We start from the raw sequence: 22,120 nt of genomic DNA, 5'->3' as shown, positions 1-22,120 counted from the left end.
AAAAAAACACACTATCATACATCTAAAGAAAGACATATTCAAAGGTAGTGCAAAGAAAATATAAAAAAAGCCCGCCATTTGGCGGGCGTAACCTAACATATCTTAAAAGATATTTACTTTACCTCAAAGGTGATTTTTACGTTTACTCGGTACTCCTTTATTTTTCCGTCATCCACGGTAGCACTCTGCTCGTTGACGTATACCGATCGAATATTTTTTACGGATTTGGAGGCCTCCGCTACAGCCTTCTTTGTGGCATCTTCCCAACTTTCATCGGAGTTCGCCAATACTTCAATTACTTTTAAAACTGCCATAATGATCGTGTTTTTAAATTCTATTAAAGTTAGCGAATATAAACTGGAATGAAGGAGTAATCGGCTAAAATCAACCGTTCAATGCAATCACCTCATTCACCTTATCTCCCATCATATTTTTGAGCATGGTTTCGATTCCATTCTTTAGCGTATAGGTTGAGGACGGACAACCGCTACATGCACCCTGAAGGATTACGTTCACGGTTTTACTTTCCTGTTCATAGGATTTAAAAAGAATATTGCCTCCGTCGCTGGCTACGGCCGGCTTTACGTATTCTTCCAGGATGTCTATGATTTGCAATGAAGTGTCGTCCAAATTTTCGTTAATTTTTTGTTCCTTGGGAGTGTTTGCCGTTTTTACGCCTTCAGCATTGGCAGATACCACTTCTTTCCCGTCCGCAATGAAATCCCGTATAAACTCACGAAGTTCCATGGTAATTTCGTCCCATTGGGCCATTTCGTATTTGCTTATGGAAACATAATTCTCATCCAGAAAAACCTGTTTCACAAATGGGAAATGGAATAATTGTTTGGCCAGTTCGGATTCCGCCGCCTCATCAATATTTTTAAATTCAAACGCCTCCGGGACTATTTTTCTGCTGGCTACGAATTTCATTGTAGAAGGATTGGGAGTAACCTCGGCATAGACCGTTACCGGGATTTTTTTTCCACTTGTTTCTTCTCGGACAACGGGCTCGCCGGCATTCAGGTATTCTACCAACTGTTGGGCCACTTCATCCTTTACATCTTCCCAATCCACGATATCGAACCGTTCCAGGGCTATAAAGTTTCCCGAAATGTAAACGGTTTTGATAAAAGGAAGGTAGAAAAGCTGCTGGGCCAAAGGTGAATCTTTGGCATCATCTATGTTTTTGAATTCATAGTTATTTCCTTTGGTGAGCAATTGGTTGGTCTCAAATTTTAAAATGGCAGGGTTTTGAGTTGGTACTACGGTAATATTATACTCCTTCATGGCGACTAATTTTTTTCAAAAATACAACCATTTTCTCGGTATTTGTATATATAATAATGTAGCGTTTCATTCGTTATATGTTTTATATTTATCGATATTAACTCATATCCCCCCAAATTTGATGAAACTTCGTTTACTGCTTTTATGCTCCTTTCTTGCTTATGGCGTCCAGTCATGGGCACAAGAAGGGATTCCCGTATATTTTGACTATTTATCGGACAACTACTATTTAGTATACCCCTCTATGGCGGGTATCGGGGAAGGTGGAAAGATAAGGGGTACCATAAGGCAGCAATGGTTTAGTGTGGACGAGGCTCCCAATCTTCAGACCTTGAATGCCCATTTTAGACTGGGTGACAGTAATAGTGGCGTTGGGGCTATCTTCTTCAATGATGCCAATGGGTACCATTCACAAACCGGTTTAAAATTGACTTATGCACACCATTTAAAGCTAGGGGGCGATATTCGATATCTAAATCAATTATCATTTGGTCTTAGTGGGGGTTTGATTCAAAGTAGTTTGGACGAGACGGAATTCCGTTCTGTAATTCCCGATCCTATTATTACCGGAACTAGAAATAGTGTGAGCTATTTTAATATGGATTTGGGCATGTCCTACAGTCTCATGGAGTTTTATGCGCATTTTTCGGTGCTTAATGTTTTGGGATCCGGACGAGATTTATATACGGCCATAGAGTTTGATAATCTAAGAAGATATCTAATTTCCGCTGGATATGTCTTCGGAAGAAACGAATGGCAATATGAACCTTCCGTGTTATTTCAGTTGACCGAGTTTACTGAGGAAAGAACCGTGGACATCAATGCCAAGGTATACAAGGATGTAAGTTTTGGACGATTATGGGGCGGGATATCCTATAGAAGAAGTTTTGATGGGGCCCAGTTCCAAACCGATGGTAGTTTCGGCGAGCAGCGGTTGCAATTGATAACGCCGATAATAGGTGCCAATATTAAAAATTTTATGGTATCCTATAACTATTCCTATCAAATGGGGGATATCCGTTTTGACAATGGTGGGTTCCACCAGATTACGGTTGGATACGATTTTGGGCAATCCGAAAGACGTTACGATTGCTATTGCCCGGCAGCACAGTAAGACCGTAAAACAAAAACGCCCCACCCATTTGTAAATAAATGGATAAGGCGTACCTAAAGCATTTTACTCCCATCTGTAATTCTTCTGGGCCGCCTGCTTTTCAATAGCTTCCAACATGGCCCCTTCCAAATCGCCTTGGGAATTTTCTTTTTGGTTTTTGGTGATATAGATTTCCCGCTTGGCGTTCAATTCCCGAATTTCCTTTTGAATCTTTTTGCGCTCCTCTCTTTTTTTCAAGATATAGGATTCGATTTCCTGCGGATTCTTGTTTTTTAGTTCTGGAGGCAATTCATCTGTTTTAATATCGGATAGGGTCATTGTTCCTTCCCCATAGGCGTCAACCAAATCCCATTTGGAATTTTTATACAATCGGGAACTTTTGCTAACGGCGCGTTTTACGGCCACAGCTTCTTCCATCGCCATGGCATTCTCGTCCTGGTCCAATTGAATCTGTACTTTTTCCCTTCCGAGGGCCCCATAGGAGATATACGTACGGTTTAATTTGGAATTTAATTGAATAATGATGTCATCATATGGGGTGTCTATGTGCACTACCTTCCTATTATGGTCAATAGCCGAATATTCCCCACCGGTCAAGGTGGCCCCGTGCTTCCATCGCGTATGGATACCTTGTTCATAATCCCCACAAAAGATGGTATTTACAATTATATCCTTCTCCTTTGCCTGGGTAGCGGCATCTTTGTAGTCCAATTTCCCTTGGGTAAAAGGCTCGTTTCCGGCAATAAAGATCATTTTAAGATTATCCGGGTTTTTACCCCAATCCAATTGGCCCAACGCGGTTTGGATAACCTTTCCGCAATACTCTTCCCCACCGTTTGTGGTAAGGGAAAACAATTTCTCTGAAATTTCATCCAGATCGTCACTAAAACCCAATACCTGTTGAATGTAGCCTTCCCTAGAGGACAGGTTGTCATTACCATATTGGTAAAGCGCAATTTGCAGATTTGGCACACCTTGATTTCCACATTTTGCATGGGTAAATTTGTTTATAATATCCCATAACTGTGCCTTGGCCTGATTAATGAGTCCGTCCATACTATTGCTAGTGTCCAACAGCAGTGCGATTTTCACCATGTTGTTGGATGTTTTTTTCTCGTCCAGAATAGCCTGGGCAACAATAGTTTCTTTATTCTTGCTGTTGGGTTTTGGCTCGCATCCGTATAGGGATACCGCAAAAAGCGAAAGTCCAATACCCAAGAGTTGTTGTGCAAATTTCATTTTGATTTTTATTTATGGATTATGGACTAAAACTAGATGCAAACTTTTTCCCAAAAAACAGGTAATGAGCAAAGTGGTTTTTTGAATGCGTAAAGTAGCCCTTTGATCGATCAAAGGGCCGGAATTTACTATTTCAAGTCTTGTTTTTGGGATTTTCCCGTTTTTCAGTACCGCCAAAATCTCCTAAGTTTACAGGGTATAACAGCACTATGCGAAGCAATACGTACATAACATTTCTATTTCTTATACTTTTTTCGACCGGGCTTTCCCAAGTAACTAGGAACTCCACCCAGATGACAATAAAAGGTTCGGTAAAAGGCAGGGAAACGGGCATACCCATAACCGGGGTTGAGGTCTCTACAAATACCGGAGAGTATACCGTAACAAATGCTTTTGGCGAATTTACCATAGATGTCAGCGTTGGGGATGAACTCGTTTTTACAAGTTCCGAATTCGAAACGGTACGGCATACCATCACCAGTAACGAGGACGTGGACGTTTTAGTCGAAGGATACGTTGGGGACGAAAGGAAGGCCAGTAGAAGTAGCCTTTCCAGAGGGTCAATATCCGAACATCAAACTTTTTTGGACTCGGCCAATCGATATAAAAAAACGGATATTGAAAAAAGTATCGATTTCATTGCTCAGTCTATTTCCAGATTGGGCAAAAGGGGAAATAAAAAGGAATTGGCCCGGTCCCTTACCCTGCTAGGGGAAGTGTATTTATATCATAGACAATATGACCTGGCCATTGATAACCTTAAAGATGCCAATGAGGCTAATAAGACCATAAAGGCTTCTTTGCTGTTGGGAGAGGCCTACTTACAGAACAAAGAATTCGATGCCGCCCAAACCACACTTTTACCATTGCTAAAAATTAAGCAATTGGAACCTTATCAGAAAACTGAGCTTTACGAATTTTTAGGGGATACATTTCAAGGCCTTAATCAATTGGATGAGGCCATCGCCTATTATGAAGAGGGCCTCAAAGTGGCCAAAAAAAACCAGATTACCCCAAAGATGACCGATCTTACCTCCAAAATTGCGGACGCATATGCCAACGAGAATCGCACCTTGGAGGCCGAAGGTTTTTATGGAAATTCGCTCGAACTTGCCAGCCTACAAGCACCACAAAGGGCTATTCAGGAGAAAGAAAAGGTAGCTGATTTTTACAATAAAAAGAACCGATATGACGAGGAAATTCAGCTTCGTAAAAAAACGCTGAACGAACTAAAGGAAATTTCAAGTCCGGTTTTGGATAACAACAACTCCGCAAGAGAAGCGGATACTATCACCTCCCAGCGTATCAATTACAAGATTGCCAATGCCTACATTGCCCAAGATAAGTATGACGAGGCACTTCCATATCTGGAGCGCAGTATTGTCGAGGCAGATTCGGAGGATGATTTGGTGGTTCAGAAAGATGCTACTCGAAAATTATCCGAAATCTACAAATACAAGGGGGATTATTCAAAAGCCTTGGAAAGCTACCAAGATTATGTGGCCCTGGTAGATACCCTATATATTCGAAAAGAGCAAGAGATTTCCAGAGCAGCAAGGTTTAATAGGGAGATTGCATCCAAACAGAGTCGTATAACAGGCTTGGAGCAGGAACGCGAACTTTCACAAAGTAAGTATGATTTGGCCCTTACGGAGCAACAGTTGATTCAGGAGAACAACAAACGGCAAAAGTGGATTATCTATTCCCTGATTTTCGGAATGATTCTAACTGCTTTGGCTGCCTTTTTCTTCTATAGGAGCAATCAACAACAGAAATTGGCCAACAATTTGCTCGCTTTAAAATCGTTGCGCTCACAGATGAACCCGCATTTTATATTTAACGCGTTGAATTCCGTGAATAACTATATTGCCAAGAGCGATGAGCGAAGTGCCAACAGATATTTAAGCGAGTTTTCTACTTTAATGCGTTCTGTTCTGGAGAATTCGGAAGAAGATTTTATTCCACTGTCCAGGGAATTGGAATTGTTGGAGCTCTATGTAAAACTGGAACATTCCCGCTTTCCGGAAAAATTTAATTACGAGATAGTTTCAAGCGAGCATTTGGATATCGATTCCTACCAAATTCCACCCATGCTGCTTCAACCTTATATCGAAAACGCCATTTGGCATGGTTTACGGTACAAGGAAGAAAAGGGATTCTTAAAAATACATTTAAAGCAGCAAAGTAAGGCTACTTTGGAAATTACCATTTCGGACAACGGCATTGGTCGAAAGAAATCGGCCGAATTAAAGACCAGGCACCAAAGGAATCAGAAGTCCAAGGGTATGGGTAACATTGCCAAGCGTATCGCCATCTTAAATGATATGCACAAGAATAGAATAACCATTCGTATTTCGGATCTGAATAGGGATGGGACAGGAACCAAAGTGACTTTTACCTTAAAAAAGAAGTAATGGAAATCAATGCGATTATAGTAGAGGATGAGACAGGTAGCCGGGAAATCCTAAGAAATTATTTAAAAAAGTATGTAGAGGACATTAACCTAAAAGGTGAGGCAGCTTCCATAAAGGAGGGATTGAGTCTAATAAAGCGGTATGCTTTGGACCTAGTCTTTTTGGATGTGGAAATGCCTTTTGGCAATGCGTTCGACCTCTTGGATCAGGTCTCCGATCGCACCTTCGAAGTAGTTTTTGTTACTGCCTACGACCACTATGCCAAGGAAGCCCTGAACCAACATGCCGCGTACTATTTGATGAAGCCCATTAATATTGATGAATTGATAAAGGCCGTGGATTATGTTAGAGAGATAAAACAACGGGAAGCAAACTTGGAAAATCGCGTATTGCAGCCCAAGTTAAGGGGTGTAGAGGGGAAAATTACATTACCCCAACAAGATGGATTTCAGGTGCTGAATGTATCTGAAATTCTGTATTGCAAAGCAGATGACAACTACACGGAAATCTATTTGGAAAATAAGAAGATATTGGTAAGCAAGACCTTGAAATACTTTGAAGAGGCTCTCTCGGGCTTTTCCTTTGCCCGTATCCATAAGTCCTTTTTGGTCAACGTAAATGAGGTCGTCAAATATAGAAAGGGCAAGGGGGGTAGCGTAGTCATCTCCAATGGGAAGGAACTTTTGGTCTCGGCCTCCAGGAAAAAGGAATTGTTGTCCTATTTTTGATAAAGATTGGAAATCGGAAAATGCTTCATTTTTTCTTTTACCAAATACCAAATACCGAACACCGAACACCGAACAGCAAATCATGTCATACTGAGAACAGTCGAACTATCAAAATTTATAACCTAACGCCAAAAATCTAATTCCGCATCATGCCCATTATAAAAGCTGTTAACAAAAAAACCCCACAATTAGGAAAGGATTGTTTTATTGCAGAAAATGCCACCATTGTAGGTGAAGTACATATGGGTGATCAATGTAGCATTTGGTTCAATGCCGTAATAAGAGGGGATGTTCACTATATAAAAATGGGCAATAAGGTAAATGTCCAGGATGGGGCCGTAATCCATTGTACCTATTTAAAATCACCCACGACCATTGGCAATAATGTCTCCATTGGTCATAATGCAATAGTCCACGGCTGTACAATCAAGGACAATGTGTTGGTAGGTATGGGTAGTATAATTATGGACGATTGTGTTGTGGAAAGTAACAGTATAATTGCTGCAGGGGCAGTGGTTACCAAGGGAACCCATGTGCCTTCGGGAAGCGTCTTTGCGGGTATGCCGGCAAGAAAAATAAAGGACATAAGCCCGGAACTAAGTTCTGGGGAAATTGATAGGATAGCCAACAACTATGTAAAGTATTCCAGCTGGTTCAAGTAGTGTCGTGAAAGTACTTTTGGCGGTATTTGGGCCACGTTCTTGGTGGCGATCCAAAAAACAAATGATCCAAATTAATCGACAATCTTTAATTCCTATATTTGTGGGGTCAAAACACAAACTATGAACGCATACGTATTTCCAGGTCAGGGAGCTCAATTCGTTGGAATGGGTTTGGACCTTTATGAGGGGTATCCCGTTGCCCAAGAAATGTTCTCGCAGGCCAACGATATTCTTGGTTTCTCGATTACGGATATCATGTTTGAAGGCACTGCCGAAGACTTAAAGCAGACCAAGGTTACCCAGCCAACTATTTTTCTGCACTCCGTAGTGCTGAGTAAGGTTATGGGTGATGACTTTAAGCCTGATAGTGTGGCAGGACATTCCCTGGGTGAATTTTCGGCCTTGGTGGCCAATGGGGCCCTTAGTTTTGAAGAAGGGCTGCAATTGGTGGCCAGAAGGGCGATGGCCATGCAGAAAGCATGTGAATTAAAGCCGGGCACTATGGCCGTGGTTATGGGAATGGAAGATGCAACTATTGAAAAGATATGTAGCGAAACCCCTGGAATAGTGGTTCCTGCAAATTACAATTGTCCAGGTCAATTGGTAATATCCGGGGAGGTTGATGCCGTGAATGAAGCCTGTGTAAAATTAAAGGAGGGGGGTGCCAGAAGAGCTATGGTATTACCCGTTGGAGGGGCATTTCATTCCCCATTAATGGAACCGGCCAGGGAGGAATTGGCCGCTGCTATTGAGGAAGCTACCTTTAATGACCCCAAATGTCCTATTTATCAGAATGTAACTACCACTGCTGTGGTTGACCCATCAGAGATCAAGAAAAATTTGATCGCCCAATTGACAGCCCCTGTGAAATGGACCCAGAGTGTCCAAAACATGTCCAAAGGGGGTACCTTGAAATTCATAGAAGTTGGCCCTGGAAAGGTACTACAAGGTTTAATAAAGAAGATTGTAGGGGATGCCGAGGCCATATCTGCCGAAATCCGATAAGTTGTATTGATCTCTTAATAATGTTGTATTTCATCCGAAAAAGCCCTACTTAATCCTTTAATTTGAGGACTGGGCTATTTTTTTTAGTAATATTGAGTCCATTTTCGGATAACCCACCAACCCCACTTGAATTTGAATTCTTGGAATTCGAGGAAATTATTGTATATGCCGACGTATGAGGATTTGAACAAGGCATTTGTCGGTAAATTGCACCTTACTGTTTTTGGGTAAGTGTTGACAAATAAAAAGTGAAAAAGAAAAATACTATGGATGCCCCATCCAAAAGAACCTCTGCTTTAAAAGAATTTTGGCTATCCCTTCTTTTCCTGTTTTTGGGTTTTACCGTGTATTCCCAGGAGTTTTCCATTGCCGCGATAAGTGATGCCAATGAGGATGGAACTACCCTTGCCACTTTTAGGATAACCCGTAGTTTGTCTTTTAATCCAGATGATGTTACGGTTACGTTTTCCGTAGGAACCATTGGTGACACGGCTATTTCTGGGGTTGACTATACACCTCCAGCAACAACCTCGGTAGTTATCGGGGGAGGAGTTGTTGGTTCTTTTGTTGATATTGGAATAGCTCGAATTATAGATGACTTAGTAGAGGGAAATGAAACCTTGACAGTGACCTTGGAAACCGTTTCGGCAGGGAGCATCAGCCTAACTGACAATAGTGATGTGGCCAGTATAATCGATGACGATCAAGGCTTGGTAAGCATATCCGTTTCTGATGGTGATGCTTCGGAACCCAATAACAATGGGGAATATACTATTGACCTTGGAGGTGTTAACGGAACAGGCGGTCCGATTACCGTTACTATTAATATCGGCGGAGCCACCACGGCTACCCAAGGAACGGATTTTAGTGCTTTTCCACCGTCCGTTGACATTGCCGATGGGCAGCAGCTCGCTACGGTGCCATTGACTGTTTTGGATGATGCTGATATTGAACCGGATGAATTTGTAAGGTTACGAGTGGATGCTACAAGTAATGCCACCTTGTTTCCCATAGATGGTGCCAATGATCGTGTCGACATCACGATTCTGGATGATGATTGCTTTGCAGGATTCACCGCTCCAACGATATTGGGAGGTAACCCTACGGAATTTTGTGATTCCGCAGGCGAAAGTTTGGATGGTTTTGTACAGGGAGGTGCTGGAAGTGCACCGGCGGGAGCAGCATTACGTTGGAGTACCAACCCGAATCCAACTGGAGCAGGGGACTTACTCGCTGCCAATCCTTCCGTGTCCATATCGAATACCTATTATGCAGTATACTTTGATGCCGCCAATGTATGTTTTAGTCCTACTTCATCCGTAACGCTCACCTTTGGTACAACCCCTTCAATAACCGGTTCAACCCCTGATTCAAGATGTGGTCCGGGAACGGTTACATTGGGTGCTACCGCTAGTGCCGGTACCTTGAACTGGTATGTTGCACCTACAGGTGGAACAAGTATAGGAACAGGTACAAGTTTTGTGACTCCGAGTATAAACATCACCACCACATACTATGTAGAAGCTTCTTTAAATGGGTGTATTTCCTCTAGAACAGCAGTAACGGCTACCGTAAATCCCATACCGGTCATTACCGGTACCACTCCCGATTCTAGATGTGGCGCGGGAACCCTGACTTTGGGAGCCACGGCCGATTCCGGTACCCTTAGCTGGTTTGCTACCGATACCGGTGGTACGAGTATTGGTACGGGTACGAGTTTTTCAACACCCAGTATTAACACTACCACAACCTATTATGTAGAAGCTTCGCTAAATGGTTGTACCTCTCCAAGGAGTGCCGTGGTGGCTACAGTGAGTCAGCAACCTTCCGCAGGGAACACTACCAACGCCAATGCCTGTAGCGATGATAACTTCGGGGATACGGAAATCGATTTGGACGATTTGATAGAAAACAATGATTCTGGTGACTGGGCATTTACTTCGGGCCCAGCTGTTGTAAATCCCGGAGGTGGTAATAATGTAGATTTCGAAAATGAACCTTTGGGAACTTACATATATACTTATACAACGGACAATGCAGTTGCTCCTTGCACCAATGAATCCGTAGACGTAACGATTACGGTTATTGATTGTGACCCTTGTGTAGCGGGCAACTTGGCACCCACTTTAAATCCCGGTGCCCCAGACACAGAGTATTGTGGGGACAGTATCGTTTTGGATTTGGATGATTTTGTAACCGGTAGTGGGCCCGCTGGAACGGAATTGCGGTGGAGTACAGTTTCCGACACCTCGGATGAAGCGGCCCATTTATCCTCGAGTGCAATAAATGTGGCAAGTGGAGGATCTTATTTCGGTTTCTATTGGGATGATGTGAACAATTGTGCCAGTCCCTTTTTGGAGGTGGAACTACGCCTTAATCCTATACCTGTCATAACCGGAACTACCGATGGGGAAAGGTGTGGTCCAGGGCCGGTGGAATTACAGGTAACCGGTAATGTTCCTGGTCAGGCCCAGCCACCGACGTTTAATTGGTATACGGTGCCCACTGGCGGAGCGGCCCTTTTTTCCGGATCTACCGTAATGCCGGATTTGAGTGCCACTACCACCTATTACGTGGAGGCCACTGCGGATGGTTGTACGTCCTCGCCCAGAGCGGAAGTAGTAGCTACGATTGTTCCCCAGGTATCTGCCGGGACTCCAACCGATGGTTCCTCGTGTAATGATGCTACCTTTGGAAGTACCACGCTAGATCTTGCCGATCAGTTGACCGGAGAGGACACTGGCCAATGGACAGTGACCAGTCAACCCGCCGGAGGAACCATTGCAAATGGAATCAGCTTAATCGATTTCGAAGGCCAACCGGCGGGAGATTACGTTTTCACCTTTACTACAACAGGAGCACAGGCGCCTTGTACAAACGAGTCTTCGGAAGTGACCATATCCGTAAGCAGTTGTGATACGGACGAGGATAACGACGGCCTACTGGGAGGTGAGGAAGCTGCACTGGGCACGTTGCCTAACAACCCGGATACGGATGGTGATGGGATAGATGATGGTGTGGAAGTAGGAGGCGATGTTCAGAATCCTTTGGATGCAGATAGCGATGGTATCATAGATGCCCTGGATTCCAATATTTTGGATAGCGATTCCGATGGGGTCGTCGATCAATTGGATCCTGCCAATGATAATCCGTGTATTCCCTCTAGACTAAATGGCCAATGTGATTTTGATGGGGACGATATTTCGGATCCGGAGGAAGAGGCTAATGGTTCCGATCCCAACGACCCCTGCGATCCCAATCCGGACCATCCCAATTGCGACCCTACACCTATAGATTTGGCGATTACGAAAGTCGTGGACAACGAAAATGCGGTTATCGGCAGCCAAGTAACATTCACTATTACGGTGACCAACACATCGGATAGGAGCGCCAGTGGCATACTGGTCGGGGATCTTTTAGAGACCGGTTTCGAATATGTTTCCGATGAACCTTCTACAGGTAGTTATGATGAAAATATGGGGGAGTGGACCATTCCCGAACTCAATTCTTCGGAAAGTGCAAGCCTGGACATCGTAGTGAATGTTTTGGAAGGGGGGCCTTATACCAATACCGCGGAACTTTTGGATTCTTTTCCAGCTGATGATACTGCTGCCAACAATAGCGCCACGGTAACCTTAAATATTGACTTGCCAGAGGGAATTGATTTAGAACTTCAAAAGCTGGCACGGATCGGAAATGATAGAAACTCGGTTAACATTTATCCTTTAATAGGTCAGGAAATAACATTTGTATTGATCGTTTCCAATGAATCCACGGAAGACGATGTGATTTCCAATATCGTTATCGAGGACATTTTGCCTACTGGCCCGGATGGCCGTATTACCAATGTGACCTCTACTGCGGATATAGGAAATTATAACGTTGACTCAGGTTTATGGGAAATTCCAAATTTATCAAGGGGGCAGGAAGCTACTTTGGAAATTACGGCTACAGTGGAACCCGTAGAAGGCACATTTGCCAATACGGCCACAATTATTAGATCGTCACCGGCGGATGGCAACCCGGGCAATAACCAAGCCACGGCTACGGTTACCGTAAATTTGCCGACTGCAGCCGATCCGGGGTTTGTATTCAATCAATTTTCACCTAATGGAGACGGGACTAACGACTTTTTAACAATTAGGGATATAGGTACTTTTTCGAATACCTCTTTGGAAATTTTTAATCGTTACGGTAATCAGGTATTTGCCTCCCAGAATATGACGGATGACAATGTTTGGGACGGAACATGGAAGAATGAGCAGGCACCGGATGGCACATATTTTTACATATTAAATCTTGGGGACGGTTCCCAACCAAGAAAAGGCTGGATTCAGCTTATTAGATAATGTATCTATGGCATATTATTTAGGTAAATCGCTCTATAAATACTTTTATTTTTCCCTTGCGCTTGCTGCCCTTAGCTGCACGTATAACGGCCATGCCCAAAAGGAACCCCAATACACGCAATATATGTACAATATTGGTAGTTTTAATCCGGCCTATGTAGGGAGCGTGGAGAATCCGGAGATTATCGGTTTGTATCGTGCACAATGGTTGGATATCCCGGGATCGCCAAGAACCATTCGTTTTGGGGTTAATTTTCCATTTGAGAACAAAAAACACGGTCTAGGGTTCAATGTAGTGAATGATCAATTGGGACCCGTAACCCAGACCTATGTAGACCTTTCCTATTCGTATCAATTTAATGTCACCTATAACACTATGCTATCTTTTGGGATGGATGTTGGAGGTGGTTTTCTAGATGTCGATTTTTCCAAGGGAACGTTTGAGAATCCTGGAGAACCCATATTGAATCGTAGCCCCCTCAACAATTTTTATCCCACTATTGGAGCGGGGCTATTTTTGTATAGTGATGACATTTGGTATTTTGGGCTTTCCATACCTAATTTTCTGACGGACGGGATTTATGACGAGGATGTTGCCGCTATTGTTGAAGATAACATACATCTCAATATTATTGGAGGTTATGTTTTTGACCTGTCGGAAACCTTAAAATTCAAACCGGCTTTTTTGTTGAACTACGTCAGCGGAGCACCATTAAATACCAACATTTCAGCAAATTTCCTTATTAACGAAAGGTTCACGGCAGGTGCTTCCTACCGTGTGGATAATGCAATTAGTGGGTTGGCCGGTTTTCAGGTTTCCAGTAGTACGTTTATTGGCTATTCCTATGACTACAATACCAATTTACTTGGGGAATTCAACAATGGTTCCCATGAAATTATTCTTAAATTTTATCTCGGTAAGGGTAAAGGACGTTCTAAAGATGAGAAACCTGATATTAAGGACCAACCCAAACAAATTGACACACCAAGGTTCTTTTAAATGATATTCCTATGAAAATAAGGGTTTTATTTTTGACATTCTGGGTAGTATCGACCATTTGCTTGGCGCAAGAGAAGAAAATGTCCAAAGCAGATAAATTGTTCTACAGTTATTCCTATGCAAATGCCATAACGGAGTATCAAAAACGGATTCGAAATGGAAAATTGATGACCAATCACCAGTTTTTGAATCTTGCTGATTCCTATTTTCATACAGGGGACTATAGAAATGCGTCCCAAGTATATTTGGATATCAATAAAAAGGATACCATTATGACGGTGCATCAGTTTAACAAGATGCTCCAAAGTTTGGCCAAAAACTCGGAAAAAGATAGGATACAGGCCTTTTTAAAAACAAAAAGGGATATGTTACCCAGCCAATTATTGGAAAACGTGGACTTTAATTCCCAATTACTTAATTCCCAATCTGATGCGGATAGGGATTTTCAAATTTTCAATATCAGCGCCAACAGCCCTCAAGCAGATTTCTCCCCTACTTTTTATAAGGATAAATTGCTCTTTAGTAGCTCACGTCTTCAAAAGTCAAAGAAAATATACGAGCCCTCCGGAGAGTCATACTTAGATATTTATGTGGCAAGGGTGGGTTCAAATGGGGATATTCTCAATTCAAATCCATTTGCCCGGATACCGGATTCCAAATACCACAAATCAACGCCCTTTTATTCGCAAGGCTTGGATCGTGTGTTTTATATACTTTCCAATACGGAGGATGAACGACTTGCCTTTGATAAGAACGGCAAAAATTCCTTGGCCATGGGGGTTTTATATCCAAACGGCTTTTTTCGCTATATTCTCAAGGATTTAAGCACCTCTTTTTACTATCCATTTTTTGAGGAGTCTACAAACAGGATTTATTTTGCTGCCAATTTCGAGGATAGTTACGGGGGAACGGACATTTACTATGTAAATACAAGTAATGGACAGATTATGTCCGAACCCTTTAATTTGGGACCTCGTATAAACACGGCCGGAAATGAAATAGCGCCTTATATTTTTGAAGGGAGTCTGTATTTTTCCTCCGATATTTTTTATGGACTGGGAGGCATGGATGTTTATAAGACTAATATGCAACCTGATGGTACCTTTAGTATTCCCATTAATTTGGGAAATGGAATCAATTCGCCCAGGGACGATTTTGGATTTATTATCGAAGGCGACGGTGAAGATGGTTATTCCGGATATTTTTCATCGAATAGAAAAGGGGGCAAGGGAAGTGATGACATTTACGGATTTAAGATTAACCGTACCCCTGGCCTAAAGACCTTGGTATTACGCGGAACCATAAAAGAGCTGGGAAAAAGACAGGGAATCGAGAAAGCGGCGGTTAGGATTCTGGACAAGAACAAAGACTTGATAAAGGAGGTATATTCCAATGAGGAAGGGACATTTCAAACAGAACTTCCTTGGCCTGATGGAATTGTTTTGGAAGTGAGCAAGCAAAGGTATTCCAAGTTTTACGATTTGTACGATGAAAACAAACTTGAGGAAGTTCAAAAAACACCTTTGGATATCGAATTGTTGTTCTTGGAAAATGTTGTTGAGCAAAGGGAAGGGAAAACGGTCCTTAAGTTAAATGATTTTCTTTTCGCCAAAGGAAAGAGCAACCTATCCGAGGATATGATAGCAGAATTGGATAAAGTTGTCCAAATACAACAAAAATTTCCTGAAATGCACCTCCGAATAGAATCGTATACAGACAGTCGCGGAAGTGAGTATTCCAACAAAAGGGTCTCCCAACAAAGGGCAGAAGCGGTGAAGGAGTACCTTTTAGGAAATGGTGTACCCCCCTCAAGCATTTTATCGGTAGAAGGGTTTGGAGAGGAAAAAATACTTAATAATTGCACGAACGGGGTGTACTGTTTGGAATTTTTGCACAATCAAAACTTACGTACGCTAATCGTGATAGAGAATTATTCGGAACTCGAATAAAGGTCTCAACACATATTCCTGAGAATACTATTTGGCGGTTATGTGGTTTTAAAAGACAATCATCCAAAAATAGAGCAAGGAAAAAAGGGATAGAAAAACGATGCCCAAATAGGTTAAAATCCTTAGACTTCTTTTAGGACGGTGGATTTCCGGAATTTCTTCGCTCATCACATTTTTAAGATTCATGTAGCCAATAATGGGGGCTACCACAAATGAGACGAAGGTTGCCAGTGCTACTAGCTTTCCCATATTGGCACTAAAGGTGGCGATTACCACAAAGTTAACTGCGGCCAGCACAAGCACTCCCAACGCAAAATAGCCCTTCTTTCCAGTCAATTTAACTTTAGGGTTCAATAAATCTATAATATCAAGGGCCACACGTGTAACGGCATCATGAGCGGTCATACAGGTACTGAACATAGTGGCGAAAGCCGAGATGGCTATAAAAATATAGGCCCAAGGCCCTATATGGGTGGTAAATAACTGTACCACTTGATCGGCAAATGTTGTTGCATTTCCACTGAGCTCCGTATTCGTTCCGTAAAGGGTCATCCAACCGATAATTAAAAAAAATAGGGCCAAAAGTGCCGTCATAAAATAACCGGTATTAAATTCTTGCAATGATTCCCTCAAAGATGGTTTTTCTTTCTGTCCTTTCCATTTTTCGATACTCCACAAACTTACCCAACTAGAGGCCTCTACTGTGGTGGGCATCCAACCCATAAGACTTATTAGGAACAGAATGCCAACTTCATTAAAAATTGCAGGCGGGCTAAAATTCTCTACTTCGGTCACCTGCCCCTTAAGGATTACTAATCCCGTAGTAACGATTAGGGCAATAAATAAAATGGATACCACAAATTTTAAGGAAACCTCCAAGAATTTGTATCGACCAATAATCAAAAGGGAGCTAATGAATGCGAATAGTCCCAGAGCAACCATGCCCACGGAAATACGCGAAACCTTAAAAAGATTGATAAAAAGCCCCGCAGTAACCGTATACAGGGCCGCCAAAATGGTAAATGTAGTTATTAGGGTAATAAAGGCGTAGAACCACAAATATCCCTTGCCGCGGTTTAGATAGCCTTCAATTAGGGTCTTGTTCGTAACATTGGTATAGCGTACGCCAAACTCAAAAAAGGGATATTTAAAAATATTGGCCAATAGAATGGGAATGGCCATAACCCAACCATATTGGGCCCCTGCCTTGGTGGAGAGGACCAAATGCGAAGTACCGATGGCCATACTGGCGAATAGGAGACCTGGCCCGAGGTTTCTCAGTAGCGTTTTGATTTTTGACATAGTCTGGAGGTTATGAGCTCTAAAATACGGTATTTTGAGCTAAAACAGGGACTGCTTTATTTTATCTCTATAGGTTCCCCGTAGAATTTGGGTTGGGTATTGAACAAAAGATCAAGGAAGACTTTTACCCTGGCAAAATATTCCCGGAACTGCACCTTAAAACCTTGTTGGCCGGCAACGTCTTTGGCATTATAACCAATAGCGGTAAGCCCTTTTTTTTCGGCCAGATATAGGGCCCGCTCGTTATGGAATTTTTGTGAAATTACTGTTACGCTGTCCAGTCCAAAAACCACTTTTGCCCGGACCATGGAATCCAAGGTCCGAAAACCCGCATAATCCAAAAAAATTCTTTCTTGGGGAATACCTTTTTTGACCAAATCCTTTTTTATAGTAGAAGGTTCATTGTAATAAATAGTGGCGTTATCCCCACTAACGAGGATGTATTCAATTTTCCCGGCCTTGAAGAGTCTTACTGTAGCCTCGACCCTAAAGGTATAGTACGGATTTTCCTGTCCGCTGACCAGTCTTTTCGAGGTCCCCAATACCAATCCTACCCGATTTTTAGGAATCCCATCAACATTTGAGAATGTTTTCTCTTCAGCTGATGTATCTATAATAACATTACATAGCAAAATGAGCAGCAAGGCTATTACAAAAGGTAAACTCAAAAACTTAAGGTATTTTTTTCTCATCTTGGGTAGGAAGGAAAGCTGTATAAAGGTAAGGAAATGCGGAAAACTTAGGTGTTGAAGACTGCGAAAGAAAAATCAAGACAAGATTGGGAATAACACACGGTCTTTATCTGTCCGTGAAGTATAAGATGTTTCCTAACATCAATTTTAGGTCTATTTTTTATTGACCAGTCCCTTGGTAAACTCATTTAAGGTTTCTACTTTTTCCTCAAAATCACCTTTTAGGGTTTTCCGGTATTCATTGAGGTTTTTGACGAGATCATCAATATTGTCGGGAATAACATCCTCAAAAAACTGGCGTAGACGCTTAGCCGTAGTAGGTGATTTGCCATTGGTGGAAATGGCGACCTTTACATTGCCCTTGGTAACGATACCACCCATATAAAAGTCACAAAATGGGGGATTGTCGGCCACATTAACCAAGATACTCCGTTTTCTACAATCGTGGTATACCAATTCGTTTACGGAAACCTGGTCCGTAGTAGCTACGACTATATGCTTGCCTTCCAGGTAACCTTCGTGATAGGCGGCCTTAATCATTTCCACATCAAATTCCTTGGCCAAGGCAATGGTATCTTCCCGAAACATCTTGGAAACCATTTGGACCTTGGCATTTGGACTCGATTTCAACAAAAAGGTAAGTTTTTCCAAAGCCACGTTGCCGCCACCAACAATAAGTACGTTCAGTTGGGATACCTTTAGGAATATGGGATAGAGTTCATTTCGTTCCATCTGACGTATCTTTAAGTTGCTCTACTTACTTGATTTATGTTCATTCTTTAATGGCTTTGACTACCAATTCGTATGCCTTTTTTGAAAGTGGTAGATCCAATGCGGCTTTCTGCCCCGTCTCGGACATTTTGCGCCAGGTCTTCTGGAGAATCTCCAAGCTCTTTTCTTCTGGATGCTTTTCTGAGAAAGGTTCAAGATAAAACTCCAAAAACACTAAGCATATGACATCTTCCAAAGTTTGCGTATCCTCATTTTTCTTTAACTGCTTCTTTTCCAACAGAAAGGAAACCTTTTCAATAACATCTGTCTCATAGCCTACCTCTTTTAGAATTTCGGAGGCCTTCTGGACATGGAACTTTTTCAGTTCCTGTCGCCATTTCAAATAACCGATTCGATCCATAGGATAGGAGCCCCTCGGTATTTCCCAACGCCGGATGTGTTGGCAACGTGCGGTAAGTTGTAGGGCCTCGGAGGCATTAGGGGCAAAACTATCCAATCTTTCGGTCATGCGAATGGCATATAGCAATTCCTTGGGGTAGGTTTTACCGGAATGTTCCTCTTGGTTCGGATCTTCACTATTGGCCTGGTCAAATAACTGAAAAGCCTTTGTTAACTTGTCGGGGTTGGACATAACCACATGTTTTATCCGAAGATACAAAAAGACCGCATCCGTTGTTCTTCAATAGGAGAGTTGAATGCTTTTTTGTTGAAATACTGAAAGAGGTAAAGGTCCAGTATTCAATTTTGAGCATAAAAAAAGGATACATTGATGAAGTGTATCCCTTGAAGTATGTGTTTAGACAGACCGCTTAGCGGAGGCAATAGGTTTGGTCTGTTCTGCGGATTCGCTTGCTGTGCTCAATATTGATTAAAAAAGCTAGCCTGCTGGATTCCGTTACCGATTGATTGATGAATGTTTCCATGATATTGTTCGTTTAGTGCTGATGTGCCTCCGCTGATTTGTTGATATTAACGATTAAAGTTTCTGTACTGTGCCCATTGTGCCCTCTTGCTACCGCTGAAAGAAGAAAAGAACTGTCCTGATTTTGATTCTGTTGCTGTTTTTGTAAATGATGCTTTCATGATTTCTAATTTTTTATGCTGTTGATGTCGTTGTTTTTAAATCTGTATTATCGGTTGAAGTTTCTGTACTGTGCCCACTTTGCCCTCTTGCTGCTGCTAAAAGAGGAAAAGTACTGTCCTGATTTTGATTCTGTTGCTGTTTTTGTAAATGATGCTTTCATGATTTCTAGTTTTTTATGTTGTTGATGTCGTTGTTTTTAAATCTGTATTACCGGTTAAAGTTTCTGTACTGTGCCCACTGTGCTCTTTTGCTTCCGCTAAAGGAAGAGAAATACTGTCCTGATTTTGACTCTGTTGCTGTTTTTGTAAATGATGCTTTCATAATTTCTAGTTTTTAATAGTTTTTATGTTGTTTTTTAATTGACTTCTGATTAATAGACGACCGGAAATATTTTTTGTTACAGTACTATGTATAAAAAGGTACTATTTTATATATTATTTAACATTTATTTCATTCGAACTAAAATTCGATTAGAGTTTAAATAATTAATAATCAGTATGTTAAATGAACTTTTTATTTCTTATCGTTTGAATTAAAGACCACGGCATTTTAAAAAAGTTACACTAAAGCTCAATTTTTTTTGATCCAAACCCGATTTTTTATTTGGAATAATGTGCTAAATGGGGGGGTAAGGGTTTCGGAAAATCCCAAAAAGGCCGATAATGGAATGAAACTTACAATTGGAGCGTATTGCGTATTGGAAGGAAGGGAAACGAATGATATGGTTGAGGTTCGAAGATAGACTGCTTAATTGGATATCCTTGGACAGCCATTCCGGGATAAGCAGATTAAAAAAACCGTTTTAAAAGGAGCTTTTAATTGAATTCCGGCCAATATTTTTTTATTTTTTTTCTAAGAAATAGGACACTACGTTCCAGTTGCTCCATACCATCCACACCGTCCTCTATGCTGATCCAGCCATCAAAGCCTACGCGTTTTAATTCGGTAAAAATGGCATCATAGTCATTAAGACCCTGACCAATTTCCCCATGGCGCAATCGTTTGGCATACCCCAAGGAATCGTTTTCCTCCTTTCTTAGGTCTTCTATGGTCCCCTCAATAAGATAGCGATCACTTGCATGCATTGTAACCACCCTGTCCGATACCCTATATAATAATTCCAATGGGTCCTCTCCAGCTAAAAAAGTATTGCTAGGGTCATAATTTACACCAAAGTAGGGGTGCTTTATTTTATCCACCAGCGCACAGAATACATCCATTTGCTGCGCAAATTCGGGATACTCCCAAAAATCGTCCTTATAATGATTCTCCAAAATTAGGGTCACACCCAATTCTTCCGCCTTGGGCAAACAGGTTTCTATACATTCCGCGGCCAGATTTACGCCTTGTTCAATACTTAGTTCCGGACGCCGTTGACCAGACAATACCCTGCAATAGTTCCCCCCCAGGGCGTAGATCATTTCTATCCAGTTCAATTGCTTTTGGATTTCCTTTTGCCGAAAGGAGCCATCGGGATGGGTAAAATCCGGGGAACAACAAAGCATCGGGATACTTTTTTCAGTATCTTCTACTTGCTTTCGGAACAAAGGCCAGTTGGCCTTACGCTCCATCTCCAAAAAGCCGGCATACCATTCCAGACCATGGACATCGAGATTGTCGGCCAATTGGACCCATTCGGAAACCTTCATGGTTCCATCCTTACAAAGGGCCTGCATATAGGCTTTTGGAAAAACAGCTAGTTTTGGCAAAGTATTATGGATTTATGGTTTCTCAACGTCTTCAAACTTTCAGCGATGAATTGTTGGCCTGATCAACAAGGGCTACCAGGTCTTAGCAACATTTCTGCCTATCATGGGATATTGCTCCAGTTCAATGACCTGAGCGCTGACGGGACCACACTCATCTGAAAGCAAAAAGACAGCCGCAGCGGCTATCTCCTCGGGCTTAAGCAATTTTTTGGCAGGTGCAAACAGTGCCGGAATGTCCTTATACCAGCCTTCCTTCTTTCCCAATGCTTTTTGATTGGCCAATTCGTTTTCCGTCAATACCCACCCCGGATTGATCTGATTTACCCGAATCCCATTTTCCCGAAATAAGGTGTCACCTAGGTTTCGGCTCATGGTCATCAAGGCTCCCTTGGAGATACTATATGCCAAAAGGTTGGGTTCACCGCTCCATGCATTTATGGAACCGATGTTTAAAACACAGCCCTTGGCCTCTGTTAGATGGGGTAGGGCCGATTGTATAAGGGCGAAAGGAGCCAAGGTATTGACCGCAAGCATCCGCTTTAGAAAATCCATATCCGTGGTGGCGATATTGGAAGATTGGATAATGGCTGCATTATTGACCACGGCATCCAGCTTGCCAAAGCTATCCATGGCGACCTGTACAAGCTTTTCGGGGGCCGCTTCCTCGGTAACGTCCTGTGTATGTACCACCAAATTCTTTGTGCCCAATTCGTCAATTACTTTTTCGGCTTTTTCTTCCCGTAATCCGTTGGCGACTACACGTGCCCCTTCCCTTAGGCAGGAGCGGACAATGGCGTTGCCAATCCCCGTATACCCTCCAGTAACAATAATAACCTTATTTTCTAATCGCATGG

At 42.2% G+C, this 22,120-nt stretch carries 17 protein-coding genes; 8 read left to right on the top strand and 9 right to left on the bottom strand.

Translation table 11 applies throughout. The features are described 5' to 3' along the window. Positions 1 to 113: 113 nt before the first annotated feature. Both Q0993_RS09580 and Q0993_RS09575 read right to left on the bottom strand, forming a co-directional pair. Complete coding sequence (locus Q0993_RS09580; RefSeq protein WP_299532260.1) at positions 114 to 314, bottom strand: dodecin family protein; 201 nt, start codon at positions 312 to 314, stop codon at positions 114 to 116. 70 nt (positions 315 to 384) lie between these two features. Further along, on the bottom strand, positions 385 to 1,287 hold the full coding sequence (locus Q0993_RS09575; protein WP_299532259.1) for a NifU family protein: 903 nt from the start codon (positions 1,285 to 1,287) through the stop codon (positions 385 to 387). Between the two features lie 121 nt (positions 1,288 to 1,408). Between Q0993_RS09575 and Q0993_RS09570 the strand changes: the two genes are divergently transcribed. Beyond that, complete coding sequence (locus tag Q0993_RS09570; RefSeq protein WP_299532257.1) at positions 1,409 to 2,401, top strand: type IX secretion system membrane protein PorP/SprF; 993 nt, start codon at positions 1,409 to 1,411, stop codon at positions 2,399 to 2,401. 63 nt (positions 2,402 to 2,464) lie between these two features. Here Q0993_RS09570 and Q0993_RS09565 read toward each other — a convergent pair whose 3' ends face one another. Continuing rightward, positions 2,465 to 3,640, bottom strand: a complete 1,176-nt coding sequence (locus Q0993_RS09565) for a VWA domain-containing protein (RefSeq protein WP_299532255.1) — start codon at positions 3,638 to 3,640, stop codon at positions 2,465 to 2,467. Between the two features lie 293 nt (positions 3,641 to 3,933). Between Q0993_RS09565 and Q0993_RS09560 the strand changes: the two genes are divergently transcribed. The 7 genes from Q0993_RS09560 to Q0993_RS09530 all read left to right on the top strand — a co-directional run bounded on the left by Q0993_RS09560 (position 3,934) and on the right by Q0993_RS09530 (position 15,747). After that, positions 3,934 to 6,054: a histidine kinase gene (locus tag Q0993_RS09560; protein ID WP_299532254.1), complete on the top strand. Its 2,121-nt coding sequence runs from the start codon at positions 3,934 to 3,936 to the stop codon at positions 6,052 to 6,054. Then, on the top strand, positions 6,054 to 6,782 hold the full coding sequence (locus Q0993_RS09555) for a LytTR family DNA-binding domain-containing protein (protein ID WP_299532253.1): 729 nt from the start codon (positions 6,054 to 6,056) through the stop codon (positions 6,780 to 6,782). The genes Q0993_RS09560 and Q0993_RS09555 overlap by 1 nt, the downstream gene beginning before the upstream one ends. A 149-nt stretch (positions 6,783 to 6,931) precedes the next feature. Continuing rightward, the gene (locus Q0993_RS09550; protein ID WP_299532252.1) at positions 6,932 to 7,444 is read left to right on the top strand and encodes a gamma carbonic anhydrase family protein; all 513 of its coding nucleotides are present in this window, start codon (positions 6,932 to 6,934) and stop codon (positions 7,442 to 7,444) included. A 120-nt stretch (positions 7,445 to 7,564) separates the two neighbouring features. Continuing rightward, entirely contained in the window at positions 7,565 to 8,449 is an 885-nt protein-coding gene (gene fabD, locus Q0993_RS09545; RefSeq protein ID WP_299532251.1) for an ACP S-malonyltransferase, read from the top strand. A gap of 248 nt (positions 8,450 to 8,697) precedes the next feature. Next, a complete protein-coding gene (locus Q0993_RS09540; protein ID WP_299532250.1) occupies positions 8,698 to 12,798 on the top strand; it encodes a gliding motility-associated C-terminal domain-containing protein in 4,101 nt (1,366 codons plus the stop codon). A gap of 7 nt (positions 12,799 to 12,805) precedes the next feature. Beyond that, complete coding sequence (locus tag Q0993_RS09535) at positions 12,806 to 13,798, top strand: type IX secretion system membrane protein PorP/SprF (RefSeq protein ID WP_299532248.1); 993 nt, start codon at positions 12,806 to 12,808, stop codon at positions 13,796 to 13,798. Between the two features lie 11 nt (positions 13,799 to 13,809). Then, positions 13,810 to 15,747 carry an OmpA family protein gene (locus tag Q0993_RS09530; RefSeq protein WP_299532247.1) on the top strand — a complete coding sequence of 646 codons (1,938 nt, stop codon included), beginning with the start codon at positions 13,810 to 13,812 and terminating at the stop codon, positions 15,745 to 15,747. Positions 15,748 to 15,795: 48 nt separating this feature from the next. On the opposite strand, the gene Q0993_RS09525 is transcribed toward Q0993_RS09530, so the two are convergent. The 6 genes from Q0993_RS09525 to Q0993_RS09500 form a co-directional block, all read right to left on the bottom strand. After that, positions 15,796 to 17,049, bottom strand: a complete 1,254-nt coding sequence (locus tag Q0993_RS09525; RefSeq protein ID WP_299532245.1) for an NRAMP family divalent metal transporter — start codon at positions 17,047 to 17,049, stop codon at positions 15,796 to 15,798. A gap of 56 nt (positions 17,050 to 17,105) precedes the next feature. Continuing rightward, positions 17,106 to 17,741: an ElyC/SanA/YdcF family protein gene (locus tag Q0993_RS09520; RefSeq protein ID WP_299532242.1), complete on the bottom strand. Its 636-nt coding sequence runs from the start codon at positions 17,739 to 17,741 to the stop codon at positions 17,106 to 17,108. A gap of 153 nt (positions 17,742 to 17,894) precedes the next feature. Beyond that, complete coding sequence (locus Q0993_RS09515; protein WP_299532239.1) at positions 17,895 to 18,473, bottom strand: bifunctional precorrin-2 dehydrogenase/sirohydrochlorin ferrochelatase; 579 nt, start codon at positions 18,471 to 18,473, stop codon at positions 17,895 to 17,897. A gap of 40 nt (positions 18,474 to 18,513) precedes the next feature. Continuing rightward, on the bottom strand, positions 18,514 to 19,104 hold the full coding sequence (locus Q0993_RS09510; protein WP_299532236.1) for a DUF4202 domain-containing protein: 591 nt from the start codon (positions 19,102 to 19,104) through the stop codon (positions 18,514 to 18,516). A gap of 1,268 nt (positions 19,105 to 20,372) precedes the next feature. Continuing rightward, complete coding sequence (locus Q0993_RS09505; protein WP_299532234.1) at positions 20,373 to 21,266, bottom strand: sugar phosphate isomerase/epimerase; 894 nt, start codon at positions 21,264 to 21,266, stop codon at positions 20,373 to 20,375. Between the two features lie 72 nt (positions 21,267 to 21,338). Beyond that, a complete protein-coding gene (locus tag Q0993_RS09500; protein WP_299532233.1) occupies positions 21,339 to 22,118 on the bottom strand; it encodes an SDR family oxidoreductase in 780 nt (259 codons plus the stop codon). Positions 22,119 to 22,120: the final 2 nt, after the last annotated feature.

This window comes from Ulvibacterium sp., assembly GCF_028285715.1.
Taxonomy (GTDB): Bacteria; Bacteroidota; Bacteroidia; order Flavobacteriales; family Flavobacteriaceae; genus Ulvibacterium.
Note: the sequence above shows the minus strand (reverse complement) of the source record. Positions and strands in the feature narration are given on the sequence as shown.